The organism is Enterococcus sp. AZ188 (genome assembly GCF_050544075.1).
In the GTDB taxonomy this organism is placed as follows: Bacteria; Bacillota; Bacilli; order Lactobacillales; family Enterococcaceae; genus Enterococcus_D; species Enterococcus_D entomosocium.
Genome location: NZ_CP172943.1, coordinates 815,904 through 831,814 on the forward strand (window position 1 = coordinate 815,904; position 15,911 = coordinate 831,814).

Annotated in this window: 12 protein-coding genes; 10 read left to right on the forward strand and 2 right to left on the reverse strand. The window is 37.2% G+C overall.

Features of this window, described 5'->3' with window-relative positions:
• Positions 1–26 precede the first annotated feature (26 nt).
• The 6 genes from IGI86_RS03765 (at position 27) to IGI86_RS03790 (ending at position 7,549) form a co-directional block, all read left to right on the forward strand.
• Positions 27–1,862 (forward strand): DUF6119 family protein, encoded by a 1,836-nt coding sequence (locus IGI86_RS03765; protein ID WP_269924370.1) that lies wholly within the window; start codon positions 27–29, stop codon positions 1,860–1,862.
• A 184-nt stretch (positions 1,863–2,046) separates the two neighbouring features.
• Positions 2,047–2,646, forward strand: coding sequence for a tyrosine-type recombinase/integrase (locus tag IGI86_RS03770; RefSeq protein WP_430617747.1), 600 nt, complete (start codon positions 2,047–2,049; stop codon positions 2,644–2,646).
• A gap of 32 nt (positions 2,647–2,678) precedes the next feature.
• Positions 2,679–3,986, forward strand: coding sequence for a putative phage abortive infection protein (locus IGI86_RS03775; protein WP_269924371.1), 1,308 nt, complete (start codon positions 2,679–2,681; stop codon positions 3,984–3,986).
• A 92-nt stretch (positions 3,987–4,078) separates the two neighbouring features.
• A complete protein-coding gene (locus IGI86_RS03780; protein WP_269924372.1) occupies positions 4,079–5,374 on the forward strand; it encodes a P-loop NTPase fold protein in 1,296 nt (431 codons plus the stop codon).
• Between the two features lies 1 nt (position 5,375).
• Complete coding sequence (locus IGI86_RS03785; RefSeq protein WP_225001482.1) at positions 5,376–6,140, forward strand: mucin-binding protein; 765 nt, start codon at positions 5,376–5,378, stop codon at positions 6,138–6,140.
• On the forward strand, positions 6,041–7,549 hold the full coding sequence (locus IGI86_RS03790; RefSeq protein ID WP_226818337.1) for a Spy0128 family protein: 1,509 nt from the start codon (positions 6,041–6,043) through the stop codon (positions 7,547–7,549). Before IGI86_RS03785 ends, IGI86_RS03790 begins: the two co-directional genes overlap by 100 nt.
• Positions 7,550–7,631: 82 nt before the next feature.
• On the opposite strand, the gene IGI86_RS03795 is transcribed toward IGI86_RS03790, so the two are convergent.
• Complete coding sequence (locus IGI86_RS03795) at positions 7,632–9,566, reverse strand: BglG family transcription antiterminator (protein WP_413132682.1); 1,935 nt, start codon at positions 9,564–9,566, stop codon at positions 7,632–7,634.
• Positions 9,567–9,813: 247 nt separating this feature from the next.
• Between IGI86_RS03795 and IGI86_RS03800 the strand changes: the two genes are divergently transcribed.
• The 4 genes from IGI86_RS03800 (at position 9,814) to mngB (ending at position 14,653) form a co-directional block, all read left to right on the forward strand.
• Entirely contained in the window at positions 9,814–10,275 is a 462-nt protein-coding gene (locus IGI86_RS03800) for a PTS sugar transporter subunit IIA (RefSeq protein ID WP_269924374.1), read from the forward strand.
• A complete protein-coding gene (locus IGI86_RS03805; RefSeq protein WP_005225262.1) occupies positions 10,272–10,595 on the forward strand; it encodes a PTS fructose transporter subunit IIB in 324 nt (107 codons plus the stop codon). Before IGI86_RS03800 ends, IGI86_RS03805 begins: the two co-directional genes overlap by 4 nt.
• Before the next feature lie 18 nt (positions 10,596–10,613).
• Positions 10,614–11,714 (forward strand): PTS fructose transporter subunit IIC, encoded by a 1,101-nt coding sequence (locus IGI86_RS03810; protein ID WP_060792679.1) that lies wholly within the window; start codon positions 10,614–10,616, stop codon positions 11,712–11,714.
• Between the two features lie 263 nt (positions 11,715–11,977).
• Positions 11,978–14,653 carry a mannosylglycerate hydrolase gene (mngB, locus tag IGI86_RS03815; RefSeq protein ID WP_269924375.1) on the forward strand — a complete coding sequence of 892 codons (2,676 nt, stop codon included), beginning with the start codon at positions 11,978–11,980 and terminating at the stop codon, positions 14,651–14,653.
• A 156-nt stretch (positions 14,654–14,809) separates the two neighbouring features.
• Here mngB and IGI86_RS03820 read toward each other — a convergent pair whose 3' ends face one another.
• On the reverse strand, positions 14,810–15,901 hold the full coding sequence (locus IGI86_RS03820; protein ID WP_236598581.1) for an SGNH/GDSL hydrolase family protein: 1,092 nt from the start codon (positions 15,899–15,901) through the stop codon (positions 14,810–14,812).
• Positions 15,902–15,911: the final 10 nt, after the last annotated feature.

Here is a 15,911-nt window from a genome sequence, read left to right on the forward strand (position 1 = left end):
ATTAATTTAAATATTTGGAGGATAGAATGACTGAATTGAGTATTTTTATGCTTAAGAATAAAAAAAGTAGTAGCATAAACAGTTTTATAGACGAGAAATACCTCAGATATTCTTCTGAGGATCTATTCGAAAATGCAGAAGATATCAATGAGTTTAATTTAGTTATATTTCCTTTAGATGATCAGTTGAGAAGAAATCATAATGTAACCGGGAAAATATTTATACTGCAAGAGAAACAAGCAGAAGTAAGGTGGTTAGAGAGCGTCAATTTATTTTCTGAAAGGCAGATAGATTTTACTACGCCTAATATACTTAATAAACCATTAATTATTATTAAAAGTACCAGCAGTAGTATCTATGCTATTTCATATTCTTATGGATATACTCTATTAAATAGAGAACATGTAGTACCTGATTTTGGATTAAATATCGCTAGAAAAGAACTAAAGTTACATACTATAAAGCGTGTAAAGAACACGAACTTCTCAGACACACTATATGTGAGTAATTTTTCTAGCAATAATAAGATTAATTTAAATGAAATTTCCACTTCACAATCCACTCCCAATATAGTTGATGAAATCTTTGGGGAAATGACAATTAGTTTTACAGATGGAAATAATAATATAAAAGCATTAAATATATTTGCGAGTAGTAAAGATTCAATTAAGATTAATGGTAATTTTTCTATAGAAGACGATCTCGTTCCAATTTTAAAACAATTAGGTAATACATACAGACAAAGGAGATCAAAAAGAACGTTTTTGGATAAAGAGATCCTAGCAGTATCACCTAGAAAGAAAGAGTATCTTAATAAGAATCTTGATGATTATCTATCCAAGTTGATGGTCACTTTCAAAAATAATAGCAATGAATTTAAAGTAAATGATCTAGATAAATTATTTATAGATATACCCTTAAATAAAGTGAAGTTTAAAATTGAAGATTTAGAATTTAGAGTTCACAGTATTTTTAGGCCAGATGAGTATTTCAATTTTTTCGCTAATACTCAGGAAGAAATATTTTCTAAAATATTTTCATTTTTTTTAAAATACAACGTTCAAGAATTTGCTGATAAACTAAAATCTATAAAAGTATCTATAAAGAATCGGAAATCCGATTCATCGAAAGACACATCTATTGGAAATCTATTTTCCTGTCTATATATGGAGTTAGATCATGATTCTGATAAATATATTTTGTATCAAGGAGATTGGCTTAGTGTAAATAAGAACGTTTGGCGTGAAACTAGAGATTTTGTTAATAGTCTATCTTCCGAGGCTCATGGTATAGACTTTAATGAGTTTAATAATGAGGATGCTAATGAAGGTGATTACAACATCAAGATTTCCAAACTAGATTCAAATAAGGGGTTGATATGCCTTGATAAAGAAAATTTCGGAAACCAAAATCTGGATGGTGGATTTGGCTTATACGAAATAAATGGGAGGAGTCAAATCGAACCATGTGATATTCTCAAAGTAAATGAAGATAGCGCATTTTTTTGTCATGTAAAAAGAGGAACAGCGACTTCAGGACTCTCACACTTGTTATCACAGGCGAGAGCCTCGTGCATCTTATTGAAAAAATCGGAAGACTTTGTAAATCATATTAATTCAGCAATAAAAACTGAATCGTCTGAGTCAGGAGCAATTTTTCTAAATGAAACAAACCTTAAACGTTCCAAAATAATTCTAGGAATTATTATTCCAGAAAAAAAAGTTCATTTTAAAAACTCAAAAGTATTTCCTGTCCTTTTTTCTCTAAACTTGGTAGCGTTAGTGAATGCATTATCCTTAGAAGGATTTGAGGTATCTTTGGTTAAAATACCTGATAAAAAGGGGAAAAAAAAGAAAACTTAGAATTTAGATATTTAAAAACCAATGAGACACAAGCTGGTTGTGTCTCATTGGTTGAACAGGCGCTATCCATTGTGGCTCTAAGAGAAATGCACATTTCTTTTTGAGCCTTTTTCTTTCACTCGTTTTAAATAAGACATATTAGATGTTATAATGGGATTAAGTCTTATTAGAAGGGAGAGAGAAAATGAAGACAGTTGAACCTATTCGAGACAAAAAAAAGATCGATGCCAAGAAAGCAATTTTGGCTTCAGGAAAATATGGCCAACGAAATTTGGTTCTTTTTTCAATCGGGATCAATACGGCGTATCGAATTTCTGATTTGCGTCAATTAAAACTGGCCGATGTGTTAGAAATTACTCGTGGCCGAGTAGTGGTAAAAGATCGACTATCAATGAAGGAACAAAAAACGGCGAAACACAATTCGGTGTACATTTCCAATAAATTGCGAAAAACGATTTTAGAATATGTGCAGCAAGAATTTCCGGAGCAGCTCCTTCAGCAGGAATTTGATCACTACTTGTTTCCAAGTCGCAAAGGAACAAACGAACCGCTCAATCGCCAAAGTCTTTGGCGAATCATTCATGATGCTGGAACTGCAATCGGGTTAAAAGATATTGGGCCGCATTCGATGCGAAAAACGTTTGGCTACTTTCTCTACAAGCAAGGAACCAAAACAGAAATCATTCAATCGCTGCTTAACCATTCCTCCCAGCGTGAAACGTTACGTTACATAGGGATCACGCAAGAAGATAAAGATACCGCAGTGAAAAGTTTAGATCTATAATTCGAGTTAACAATGGAAAGTGGAGGAATGTAATGGAATTTTTGAAAAAAAATAAAAAATTTGTAGCGTGGGCTTTGTTGGTTACACTTGTCCTAATCCCTTTATTTATTCAAGTACTTATTAATTGGGACACCATGAATAATGGATCAGATGATGGATGGTTAGGTTTTTGGGGTGGATATCTTGGATCTATTATTGGAGTCGTAGGAGCCTTAATCGTGATTCAAATCCAGTTGTCCAATGATAAGGAGCGTTTTGACAAGGAGACAAAAGCTAAAAATAAAGAGTTAGCAGAAGATAAGAAGCGCTTTGAATTACAAATTTTAGCTAGAGATAAAGAGCTAGAAGAAGAGAGAAAGGCTAGAAAATCAGAGCAAGTAGATAATACCTTCTTTAACTTGTTATTGCTTTTTAATGATCAAAAGAACACACTCTTGAAAGATAATAACCATTTTGAAGAATTAAGAGAAAGTATTTTTGATAATAGTGTTTTGGAATTAAGAAGAATGGGAATCGATAAATTATATGAGTCTAGTGATGAGTTAATTTCAATTTTGGAGAACATGATCAAAGAATTCGATATTGATTTTAATTCCAGAAAAACACAATATTCTCAGAATGTTCTAGATTGTTTAAGTGCTATCAGGAAAGATTACATAAACCAGACAGCATATCTTCATAAATTTCATGTAGGTGAGGAAGACTATGAAAGTATCCAACCAGAAATCGATATGGTACAAGTAGTTTTTATGATTGAGGATGATTTAATTCAAAATATTAAAAATAAAAGGTTTGCAGAAAGACCACAAACGCTTAATTACAATTTAAATAAGCTAATTAATGAATTACAAGCTGTTTCTAGAGTCGATTTCCTTGATTCAAAATCAAAAAAGAATTTGGAAAAATTTATAGGAAAACTATTGCTTTACACGGATACTAGCAATTTGAATTTATTAGAATTACCATATAAAAAAGTTGCTATTGAAAACTCTATCAATGGATATTACGCTTCGATTGACTCCTTCTTTTCTATGATTTTAAGAATTTTAAGCTATATCCATGCAAATGTAGATGAAGAAGAAAATGTAGGATTAAAAAGAGATTACATCAGTTTCTTACGAGCAAATATCAGTGAGATACAGTTAGTTATTCTGTATTATTTTGCCTATTATGCCGATAGAGGTGCTACTTTGAATAATGAACTATTAGAGACGTCATTTTTTGGTGAACAGGATGAATTGAGCAGTTTTGATAAGGCGTATTTTTTCCAAAAAGAGTCGCTTATATGGGGGGAAGAAGATTTAAAAAACATGCAGAAATTTTGCGTAAAAATTCTATAGTAATTGTGGAATAGAGCATATTAAGAACAAAAAATACGCACCAATTCGTTGAACTGTTATCAATTTTTGAGGAAAGGAAAAGTGGAGATAGAATGGATGATAAAGATGATTTTATGAAAAGTGAACTAACGTTTATAGATTTAATTGATACTTCAGAAGCTGAAAAAAAATTCTTAGAATTACTTGAACAGAAAAAAACATATTTTTTAAATGGTCCATGGGGTTCCGGAAAAACAACCTTTCTAGAAAATGTAGAAAAAATTGAAAGAAAAAAGAGAAATTGGAGATCACAAAAAAAGTTTATCTTTCTTGACCTATGGAACTTAAAAGATGATAGATCTACTATTCACATAGCAGCTTCTAGAATTAACCGAAAAATTTATCTTCTTTTTAGAATGGCTATTATTTCCTCAGTTGTAATCTCAATTTTAATGACACCCGCGTTTGATTTGGGACTTGGGCAGAAATTTTTAATACACACGTTCAGACTACCAATTACTATAATTGCATTGTTTGTTTCAGTCTGGCAATTGCTTAAATTTAATAGTGATAGATTCTATACTGCATTATACGATTCGTGTATCGGAAGTTATTTATGTAGAAATAAAGTATTAATTATTGATGATTTTGATCGGATTTCTCCTGACACTCAAAAAAGTGCATATAAGCTTTTCAATGTATTAAATAATAAACTTCCTATTGTTTTTGTAGGTGATTTTGAGAATATAATTAATAATGAAAATGACTATCTAAGAAAGATTATTGATCAAAGGGTTGAACTTCCTTATGTTTTACATCCTCAAAAAATTTGGGGAGACTATTTTGAAAGATTGGGTACTATCTTTGATTTAGAAATTAAAGAAAGCTTAGCAACAATATTTATAGAAGATAATAGAAATTTACGTGACTTAGATCAATTTAGTTTTTACCTAAAACAAGAATTAATAAAATACAAGAAGCTAGGACATACACAAATTGAACAACAATTGGCAATTATTTATTTGTACTTATTTTATCCAGATAAGTACAAAGATACCCTTAAATCAAAAAAATTTTTAGGATCTGTGGAGTATCAAAAATATAAGAATGATGAAAAAAATCCTACACGTAGTTACCAAAAAAAAACTGAAGACTTACTTTCAGATATACTTGAATATAATCAAAATTATCCCCAATGCTTCATTGATAATCCTGAGGGCTATTTTATTTATGAAAGTATCTCTGGCTTATCCATTGTAGACTGTGAAGAGATATTAAAAGATTCGGAACTTCTGAGAAAGAATATAAAAGGAGTAGAATCTTTTAATGACGATTTTTTCCATTTCATTAGAAGTAGGTTTGAAAATTTTGATTCTACTATGAGAGATAACTTATTACATCTGTCATGAGTTGACTGCAGAATCAGAAGATCTTGAAGTAACTGTCACTTATTCGCCAAACATGATCGAATCTACGGAGACCAAAGAGGTCAAGCAAACGATCCATTATGTTTATGAGGACGGTAAACAAGCCGCGTCAGACAAGACGGACACTGTGACTTTTACACGGACAGTGACAACGAATGAAGCAACAGGTGACAAAACTTTTGGTGAATGGCAAGCCAAAGATGATGATACAACGTTTGATGAAGTGAAAAGTCCTGAAATCAAAAACTATCACGCAGACAAAACAAGCATTGAGGAAGTCACAGGTTTGACAGCAGAGGACAAAGATCGCGAAGTGACTGTCACTTATTCGCCAAACATGATTGAATCTACGGAAACCAAAGAAGTCAAACAAACGATCCATTATATGTATGAAGACGGCAAAGAAGCCGCGTCAGACAATGTAGACACGGTCACGTTCACACGCACAGTGACAACGAATGAAGCAACAGGGGAAAATACCTATGGAGAATGGCAAGCCAAAGATGATGATACAACGTTTGATGAAGTGAAAAGTCCTGAAATCAAGAACTATCACGCAGACAAAACAAGCATTGAGGAAGTCACAGGTTTGACAGCAGAGGACAAAGATCGCGAAGTGACTATCACTTATTCGCCAAACATGATTGAATCTACGGAAACCAAAGAAGTCAAACAAACGATCCATTATATGAAGGCAGTGCTGTTTTTAAAAATAGCTACAATCCCGCAAAAGGAAGTGCGGTTCTAGAAGCAAGTAAAGAACTAACTGGCAAAGCACTAAGTGCAGATGAATATCGATTCCAGCTGTTGGACGAACAAGGGGAAGTGCTCCAAACCAAGACCAATGATGCCAACGGAAAAATTTACTTCGATGCAATCGACTATGACCAAGCTGGCACATACAAGTATACGATCCGAGAAGTCGTAGGGACAGATAGCACGATCACCTATGACCAAACAGAATACCATGTAACCGTAAATGTGGAAGACCAATCGGGGCAATTAGTGGCAAGTCCAAGCTATGAAGGCAGTGCTGTTTTTAAAAATAGCTACAATCCCGCAAAAGGAAGTGCGGTTCTAGAAGCAAGTAAAGAATTGACTGGCAAAGCACTAAGTGCGGATGAATTTCAATTCCAGCTGTTGGACGAACAAGGGGAAGTGCTCCAAACCAAGAGCAATGATGCCAACGGAAAAATTTACTTCGATGCGATCGACTATGACCAAGCTGGCACATACAAGTATACGATCCGAGAAGTCGCAGGGACAGATAGCACGATCACCTATGACCAAACAGAATACCATGTAACCGTAAATGTGGAAGACCAATCGGGGCAATTAGTGGCAAGTCCAAGCTATGAAGGCAGTGCTGTTTTTAAAAATAGCTACAATCCCGCAAAAGGGAGTGCGGTTCTAGAAGCAAGTAAAGAATTGACTGGCAAAGCACTAAGTGCAGATGAATTTCAATTCCAGCTGTTGGACGAACAAGGGGAAGTGATTCAAACCAAGAGCAATGATGCCAACGGAAAAATTTACTTCGATGCAATCGACTATGACCAAGCAGGCACATACAAGTATACGATCCGAGAAGTCGCAGGGACAGATAGCACGATCACTTATGACCAAACAGAATACCATGTAACCGTAAATGTGGAAGACCAATCTGGACAATTAGTGGCAAGTCCAGCGTACCAAGAATCGATTATTTTCAAGAATACTTATGTATCACCAAAACTTGGGAAAGTAACTCTGAAAAAAGTAGACAGCGAAACAGGAAAACTACTGGCAAATGCAGAGTTTGAGCTGCAAGATTCGAAAGGAAATATTGTACAAAAAAACATAGTTACGAGCAAAGATGGAAAGGTTGAGATAAGTAATTTAGAAGTAGGAGAGTATCAGTTGATTGAAACCAAAGCACCGAGTGGTTATCAAATTGATAAAACACCGATCAAATTTTCAATAAATGATCGCTCCACTAATATATCGAAGCCAAAAGTGTTAGAAAAAGAAAATAAAAGGATAAAAAAATCAGACAGTGCTGCTCTGCCTAAGACAGGAGAAACTGCAGATCAACGATATGTTCTCGTTGGATTGTTTTGTATTATTGGTTTCATCTTGTTAATGATATTTAAAATTTTAAAGGTCAAGAAACAATCTTAATCTTGCATACTATGAATGAGAAAAAGAGCTATCAAATAAGATTAGTCATATCAACAAAAGGAGCTGGATTCCCCAGCTCCTTTTATAATTGCTTTATACAGCTCAAAAAGTGGTGATAGTCACTATTTTGCAGGATTGCTTGTTGAATATCTTCACGATCCATCAACTCTAATAAAAGACTATAGATTTCTTCGGTATCTTCATATTCGTCTTTTTGAATCGCAAAGAGAAAGACGAATTTAACCAAATCACCATTTCCCCAATCAACGCCGTCAGGAATGATCGCCACTGAAACGGCTGAGCGTTTTGCCATCAAGGTCATGGGATGGGGGATAGCAAGCCACTCGTTAATATTGGTCTGATTGATTGCTTCTCGTTTTTTCACACTGTCATAAAAATCTTGGGGCACAAAATCTTTTTGGTACAGTTGCTGCGCCATTTTCTTTAGTAAGGTTTCTTTATCTGCATGATTTTCATGAAGAAAAAATGCTTTTTGAAACAATGAATAGATACCATCTTTTGATTCACTGAGCGTTTCAATGAACGGTTCGATTTTGCCAATTTCTTTATCTAGCTTGGCCATGTTGATGTAAATAGAAGGAACCGAGAACTGTTCTAATGGAACGGTTGTGATCACAAAATCAATGGCAGAAAGATCACATTGTTGTAGCTCGACGTAAGAAAAGCGATCAACGACTTCGATCGTTTCTTGATAGTGCTTGATAATTTTTGCTTCAATAATACGACTCATGGCTCGACCGGTTCCGCAAACAAGGATGACGCGATGTTTATGATGATTTCTGATGGAACTCCTTTCCATAGCACCTGCGATGTGCAAAGCGATATAGCCGATCTCATCAGGAGAAAAATAAAAACCGTGTTTCAGGCTTACCGTTTCTAAATGAGTCAAACATAAATCATAAGCCTGTGGAAAAGATTTTCTGATCGTTGCCAGCAATGGATTGCTACGGCGTGCATCCATTAGATTCATGTTGATAAAGCCCTCAATATGAGATGTCAAATCGTCTATTAGCATCTTGTCTGTCTCTAACGCATAGTTTGACGTCTGTTTGATCGCAGTTAATAATTCTTCCACAATGGCTTTCGCAGTTTTCGTGGAAGAATCGCTTGCATCGCCTGTTTCAACTAAACGTGGTGCATTCATCGCAAGATAGTAAATGAAGTATTGTTTTTCTCCAGCAGTCAATTGTATATCAAATGCATGATCGATTTCTTCTAAGAAGTGACCAACAACTTTCTGGGCGTCTTCTTTGAGCGCGGGCACGTGCAAGGGAAATTCGTTGATCTGATGGCCAGCTATAAAGCGACTGATTGCTAAAGCAAAATGAGAAAGAATGTTTTTATGATAGTAGTCAGAGTCTAACAAGTCTAAGGGCGCCAGATGATTTAATGACAATTCTTGCAAGCGGGTCAGATCAATCGTATCAAACAACTCAAGTTCCATTTCCGTAAAACCCACCAAATACTCTTGGAGATCTTTTTCAATCAAAAGATCACTGATTGCTTGTCGCTTGGCGAATTCGTTACCCAAGACTTCAAAGCCAATATTTGGACGATTTACTATTTTTAATTGATAGGTCGCTAAATTGTCTCGAGCCGTTTTTAAGTATGAGTAAAAGGTGTTTTTACTAATAAATAATCGATCAAGAAAATCATCTAAGGATAAAGGGTTTTCATTCTTAAATAAAAGGAAAAGTAGATAGGCTTGTCGTTCTTCACTCGTAGTTAGAAGGGACTCGGTAGTCGACATACTTTCAGTCCACCAGTCATGAAATCGTTCTTTTGAACCAATAGACAACAAATAGCCTTGCCCTCGAATCAACTTGATGGAGGCACCCACATTTGTTAACAAATCATTCAAATTTGCAATGTCGGTCCGAACCGTTCGCTCAGAAATCGAGAAGCTTTTTGTTAACTCCTTCATTGGTAGCGGCGCCGTTTGTCTAGTTAATACTTCCATTAGATCATCTAATCGTTGATAAGCAAGTTTTGACACTTGTTTCACCTCCGTGCTCTTTCTCATCATACAATAGAAAGAATAAGAATGAAATGCTTCACCAGTACCGAAAATTTCCAGAAGAGTTGGCAATCATTTTGGAAAACGCTTTACTAATGATTGCCACTTGAATTGGAAATTTGTTGTGTTTACATCGTGAATTAGAAACCGTAAATTAAACGTGTACAGAAAATAAACCACACGAATTACGCTAATGGTTTCATAATAAAGGAAAGGAGCAGATGAGATGGATTTTCAGAAAAAAAATATTTTCTTGAATGTGGCTGTTACATCAAAAGAAGAACTGTTTCACGTAATTGCGCATCATGCCTATGAATCAGGGATCGTTACCAATGCAGCAGATACATGTGCGGCATTCATTGAACGGGAAGCACAATATTCAACCGGCTTACAAGAAGGCTTTGCTATTCCACATGCAAAAGCTGAACCCGTTTTGGAACCGACCGTTTTGTTTATTCGTTTAGAGCAAGCCATCGAATGGGAAACCTTCGATGATTCAGCAGTCAAAAATGTGTTTGCTTTGATGGTTCCTAAAAAAGATGAAGGAACGGTGCATCTGCAAATGTTGAGTCGCCTAGCAACCGCATTGCTTGAAGAGACATTCATCCAGCAGATTCAACAATCAGAAGACAAAGCTTATTTAGCAGAATTGATCAAAAAGGAAATGATGGGAGAGAAAATTGTATGAAAATAGTAGGAATTTCCGCCTGTCCAGCTGGATTGGCACATACACCGATGGCGGCAAAAGCTTTAGAAAAAGCTGGTGTGAAACTTGGCTATGAGGTCAAGATCGAACAGCAAGGCTCATTAGGGCAAGTCAATGAGATCACTGCAGCCGAAGCAAAAGAAGCGGATTTCTTGCTTTTAGCGACTGACCAAAAAGTTGTTGGGATGGAACGGTTTGAAGGAAAACCGCAAATTCGAGTAAATATCAATACGTGTATCAAGGCACCGGAAGCGGTGCTGAAGAAATGTGTAGCTGCTGTTGAACAAAGAAACGCAAACTAAAGGAAAGAGGCAAGGATGATGAAAAGAGTTCTAGCAGATTTAAAAGGCCACTTGATGAGTGGAATTAGTTTTGTACTGCCATTGATTATTGGTGCTTCACTGGTTGTTGCCATTCCGAAAATGATTGCTCTTGGTATGGGGATCACAAGCTTAGATCCTTATGCTGACACGGAAGGCTTTAAACATGCGCTTTATTTGATTGAACAAGTAGGGTGGGCAGGAATCGGCTTGATCAATACTGTCTTGGCTGGTTTTATCGCGTATTCTGTTGGAGATAAGGCTGCGCTAGGTGCCGGCTTTATCGGTGGTGCAGTCGCTTCTAGCACCAATGCTGGGTTTTTAGGGGCAGTTATTGCTGGGTTCTTAGCAGGATACTTAGTGAAGTGGGCGAAAGAACATATCAAATTACCGGAGTCGTTTGCTGGGGTGATGCCGTTGGTAATTTTACCTTTGATTGCTACATTGTCCGTAGCAATCGTCATGGGCGCCTTACTCTCTGAGCCCTTGGCGTGGATCAATACTAGTTTGGTTGAATGGATCCGAACCATGATTGAAAATGACGTTAACAAAATTTTACTGGCATTCATCATGGGGGCAATGATTGGCTCTGACTTAGGGGGACCTGTAAACAAAGCTGCTTGGATGGCAGGAAATGTGTTACTAGCGGAAGGAGTCTATTTACCAGCCATCATCGTGAACGTTGCGATTTGTGCGGTACCATTTGGATATGCCTTAGCAACTTTGTTCCACAAAAATCGATTCAACAAAGAGCTACTGGATGCTGGGCGTAATAACTTTATTATGGGGTTCATCGGAATCACAGAAGGAGCAATTCCTTTTACATTAGTCAATCCATTACGGCTTGTGCCGATCAACATGTTGGGAGGTGCAATTGCTTCTGGTTTGGGGATCGCATTAGGAATGTATGACAAAATGCCACCAGTTGGGGGAATCTACGGCTTCTTCACTGTTGGAAACGGTTGGGCGTATTTGATTGGACTATTTGCAGGAGCAGCCTTCATCGGTTTTGTCGCGCCTTTATTCGTGAATTTCAATAAGCAAGAAGAACAAACAGAAGATATTGCCCTCGATGATATTGAAGTGAGCTTTGAAAACTAAGTAACAAGGCTGATTAGCTAAATAGTAGCAAAAGAAAAGGCACGAGCAGGTGATTTTTCAAGAACGCTTTAAGGTATCTGACAAGGACAAGACTTGGGGAAGAAAACAAGAGTATTTGAAGAGAAACGATTTTCAAAATTCGAAGCATTTATGTAAGGATCAAATGATGCGTACCAGATGGTAAAAAAATTGAGAAAAATTAATAGGCACGAACGACACCCATCGTTACGTGCCTTTTTTAATCACGGGAGAGGAATGATTGAATGAAAAAAACAGTACATGTCGTACCCCACAGTCATTGGGATCGCGAATGGTATTTTACGACGAGTCGCTCGAAAATCTATTTGATGCACGATCTAAAAAACGTCATTGAACAACTAGAAAAGGATGATCCTTATGAAAGTTTCATTTTAGATGGACAGGCTTCTCTGTTAGATGATTACTTGAAATGGCGCCCACAGGACAAAGAAAGGATTCAACAACTTGTTCAACAAGGAAAATTGATCATTGGCCCATGGTACACACAAACCGATCAATTAGTGATCTCGGGAGAAAGCATTGTTCGTAATATGTTATATGGCATGAAAATTTGTGAAGCATTCGGAACCTACATGAATGTCGGCTATGTGCCAGATTCTTTCGGACAAGCAGCTAGTATGCCACAAATCTATCGTGAGTTTGGTATCACAGACACAATGTTTTGGCGCGGTGTCAGTGATGACGATGTTAAACACACAGAGTACAAATGGCGTGGAGAAGATGGTTCTGTGGTCAATGTTTACCAGATCCCAAGTGGGTACTACATTGGCGGTGCCATTCCTGAACGAGAAGCAGAATTAGCAGAGTTCTTACATCAAGAACCGTTTAAAACGACTTGGGGGCGCAGTGCAACGGATCAAGTGTATTTTCCAAATGGTTTCGACCAAGCACCAGTTAGAGAAAATCTTCCAGAATTGGTTGATCGAATGAATCAACTGTATCAGGATGAGTATGAGTTACAATTTTCAACGATCGAAAAATACATTGCTGCGGTCAAAGTACGCCATCCTGAGTTGGAAGAAATCGCTGGTGAACTGATCAACGGCAAATTGATGCGAATTCACAAAACGATTTTTTCTTCACGTCCTGATTTGAAGGCGATGAACACACAGATCCAACATTACTTAGTCAATGTCATGGAGCCTATCTTAACCATGGCTATGCAATTAGGATTTGAGTACCCCGTAGAAACAGTCATAGAGATTTGGAAGTTAATGTTTGAAAATGCGGCGCATGATTCGATCGGTTCTTGTGTTTCTGATACGACCAACGAAGATATCTATATGCGCTATAAGCAAGCGCGAGATATTTCTATGAATCTTGTCGAATTGATGTTACGACAGATTTCTACTGCAATCAACAACCCACAAGCAAAAGAAATTACTTTTACGCTTTTCAATACCTATGACACAAAACGTAATGGGGTGATCGAAGCAGAGGTTTATTTGCCGCAAAAAGATTTTGCGATCCTTGACCAGTCAGGTCAGGCGTTACCTTATACGATTTTAGAGCTTACCGACCAAACGGAGTATGTGTTGAATCAGGGGAACATATTAGATCCAGTCAAGGAGATCTATTTGCCGGAGAAAGTCTATAAAGCAAAGATTGCCATAGAAACGACTGATGTGCCGAGTATGGGGTATACCCAGCTGACAATTGATTTAAAAGGTGATACAAGCGCACCATTGCAGGAGATTACAACCAATACGATCGAAAATGAGTACTATCAGATCACTGTCAATAGCAATGGCTCTTTAGATATTCTAGATAAAACCAATCAGGTGCTTTATCAAAATCAAGGGATCATTGAAGAAAATGGCGACGATGGTGATTCATTCAATTATTCACCACCTGTGAAAGATTTTGTGATTTCATCAATTGATGCGCAACCAACGATCTCGATTCAGCAATCAGCAATCTACCAAAAGATTGATGTGGTATTCACGCTGAGGGTTCCGAAGGATTTAGCTGAACGTGCAGAAAAGAAGGTCTCGGCTTCACTACCGATCCAATTGACGATCGTGTTGAAAAAACAATCGCAACAAATTGATTTCAACTTAACGGTTGAAAACCAACAAGTGGATAGTCATCGGGTATGTGTGCTATTTGATACCGGAATTGCCTCGAAATTTTCGCTGGCTGACCAACAGTTTGGCACGTTGCAGCGCCCTGTTGTGTTTGAAAAAGAAATGGCTCTTTGGGAAGCTAATAAAGAGCAATGGAATGAGCAGCCGATCGCCATAGAAACTTGTCAATCGTTTGTCGGTTTATTCGATGCATCCCATGGCGTAGCAGTCATGCCCAAGGGTGTACGTGAATATGAGATCGTGGGGAAAGCGTTTGATACGATTCGCTTAACGATTTTCCGAACCTATGGCTTCATGGGGAAAGAGAATCTACTGTATCGACCAGGGCGTGCTTCAGGAGAATCAGTGATTGCGACACCAGCTGCGCAGTGCCACAAAACGATGCATTTTGATTTCTCTGTTGCTTACTTTGCTAAAGGATTTGATCAAGCAAATGTTGCACAGAGTGCCAAACAAGCAGTAACACCGATCACTCTTTATCAATCCGCAGAATTCCTGAATTCGCGCTTGATATTTACTTTAGGACCGGTTGAACCAACCTTACCGGCAAACTTTAGTCTTTTTGAGATCAATGGCAATTTGACCCTGAGTGTATTGAAAAAAGCCGAAGATCGTCCAGGTTATATTTTGCGTCTATACAATGGGCTTTTAGATGAAGGTGGATACGCGACGATCACATTCAACCATCAAGTGAACGCAGTAGAAACAGTCGATTTAAAAGAAACTACAAAAGAAGCACTTGTTGTGGAAAAGAATGTAGTTACTCTTGAAAAGATAGGCCATGCAAAATTTGTGACATTGTATGTAGAGTAATTGCCAGTGATCGAGAGTAAGGATATCCAAATGCAGAGTTGAAGAAAATTCATAGTTAAAAGGTCAACCTCCCGTATACATTCTAACTAGATGTGTACGGGAGGTATGTTTTATTTTCGGCTATTTTTAGCAGTTTTTTGTTGAGAGTCTATCAATTCATAGCAATGACAGGTAAAGAATTTTCTCAGCAACAGCTTTTCCTAAAATTTCCCCTCCAGTTTGAGAAAAATGCAGATGATCCCCCGAATCAAATGCAGAAGCTAATCTTGTTTTATCAGAAGGATCTCTTACCATATCATTGATATCGATCGTATTTTCTTGCGTCATTAACCATTGATTAAACGCAGTTCGGATAGCTTCTTTTTCCTCGGTCCAACTCGGCTTTCCTTGGTTGTAAGAATAGTTAAAAGGGGGAAGCGTGAGGGGAACAAACGGAATGTCTGCTTTATTTGCCAGATTTATTAGAACTTTGTAGTGTTGGATCAACTCCTCTTTGGTAGGTAATTCTGAAAGCGGAGAGCCCGTTCCTGGATGAAATAAGTCATTCAACCCAATCAATGAAACGATCAAATCTGGCTTTTGATCCACGACATCTGCTTGGAACCTGTTTATTCCTGCAACGCCAAAGCTGTCTTTCCAACGAGAAATTCCTGAACCAGCACATGTCAGACGATTACCTGATATGCCAGCATTAAAGCTTGTTGCAACCAGACCACGTTTGTTTAGATTGTCGATGACACTATCGCTAAAATATCCTTGATTCGTCAAAGAGTCACCAAAAAAAGCAATGACTTTTGCATCAACTTTCGTTTCTAGAGCAACTGAAGTAATTCCAAAAATAAAGTTATTGGTTTCTCTTATATTCGAATGGACTACTTGATCAGACAGCAAGTTTGCCGAGGAAGATACGCGATTGATCTCGTTAGAAAATAATGCCTCTATCAGAATATCGGCTCCTTTGGTTACTGTAAAATCAATGTCATCTGTCCATAAAGTGGCCCCAGCTGGGACAATGAATTGTGGTCGATTATCTAAGGTAATAACACTGGATTGTTGGTTTCCCGGATCACTACTGATTTTTATCGACTCTACGTTTAAATCAAAAGAATCATAGCGGTTACAAAGTTCAAGTGCTAATCGTTTTCCAGAAAGCGGCTGCTTGATTCTCAAACGTAATTTACGTCCATTAGGAGAAAAGTTTAGTACTTGGTAATTAGAAAATACTTGATGCCAAATTATTTTTTTCATCATATATCAC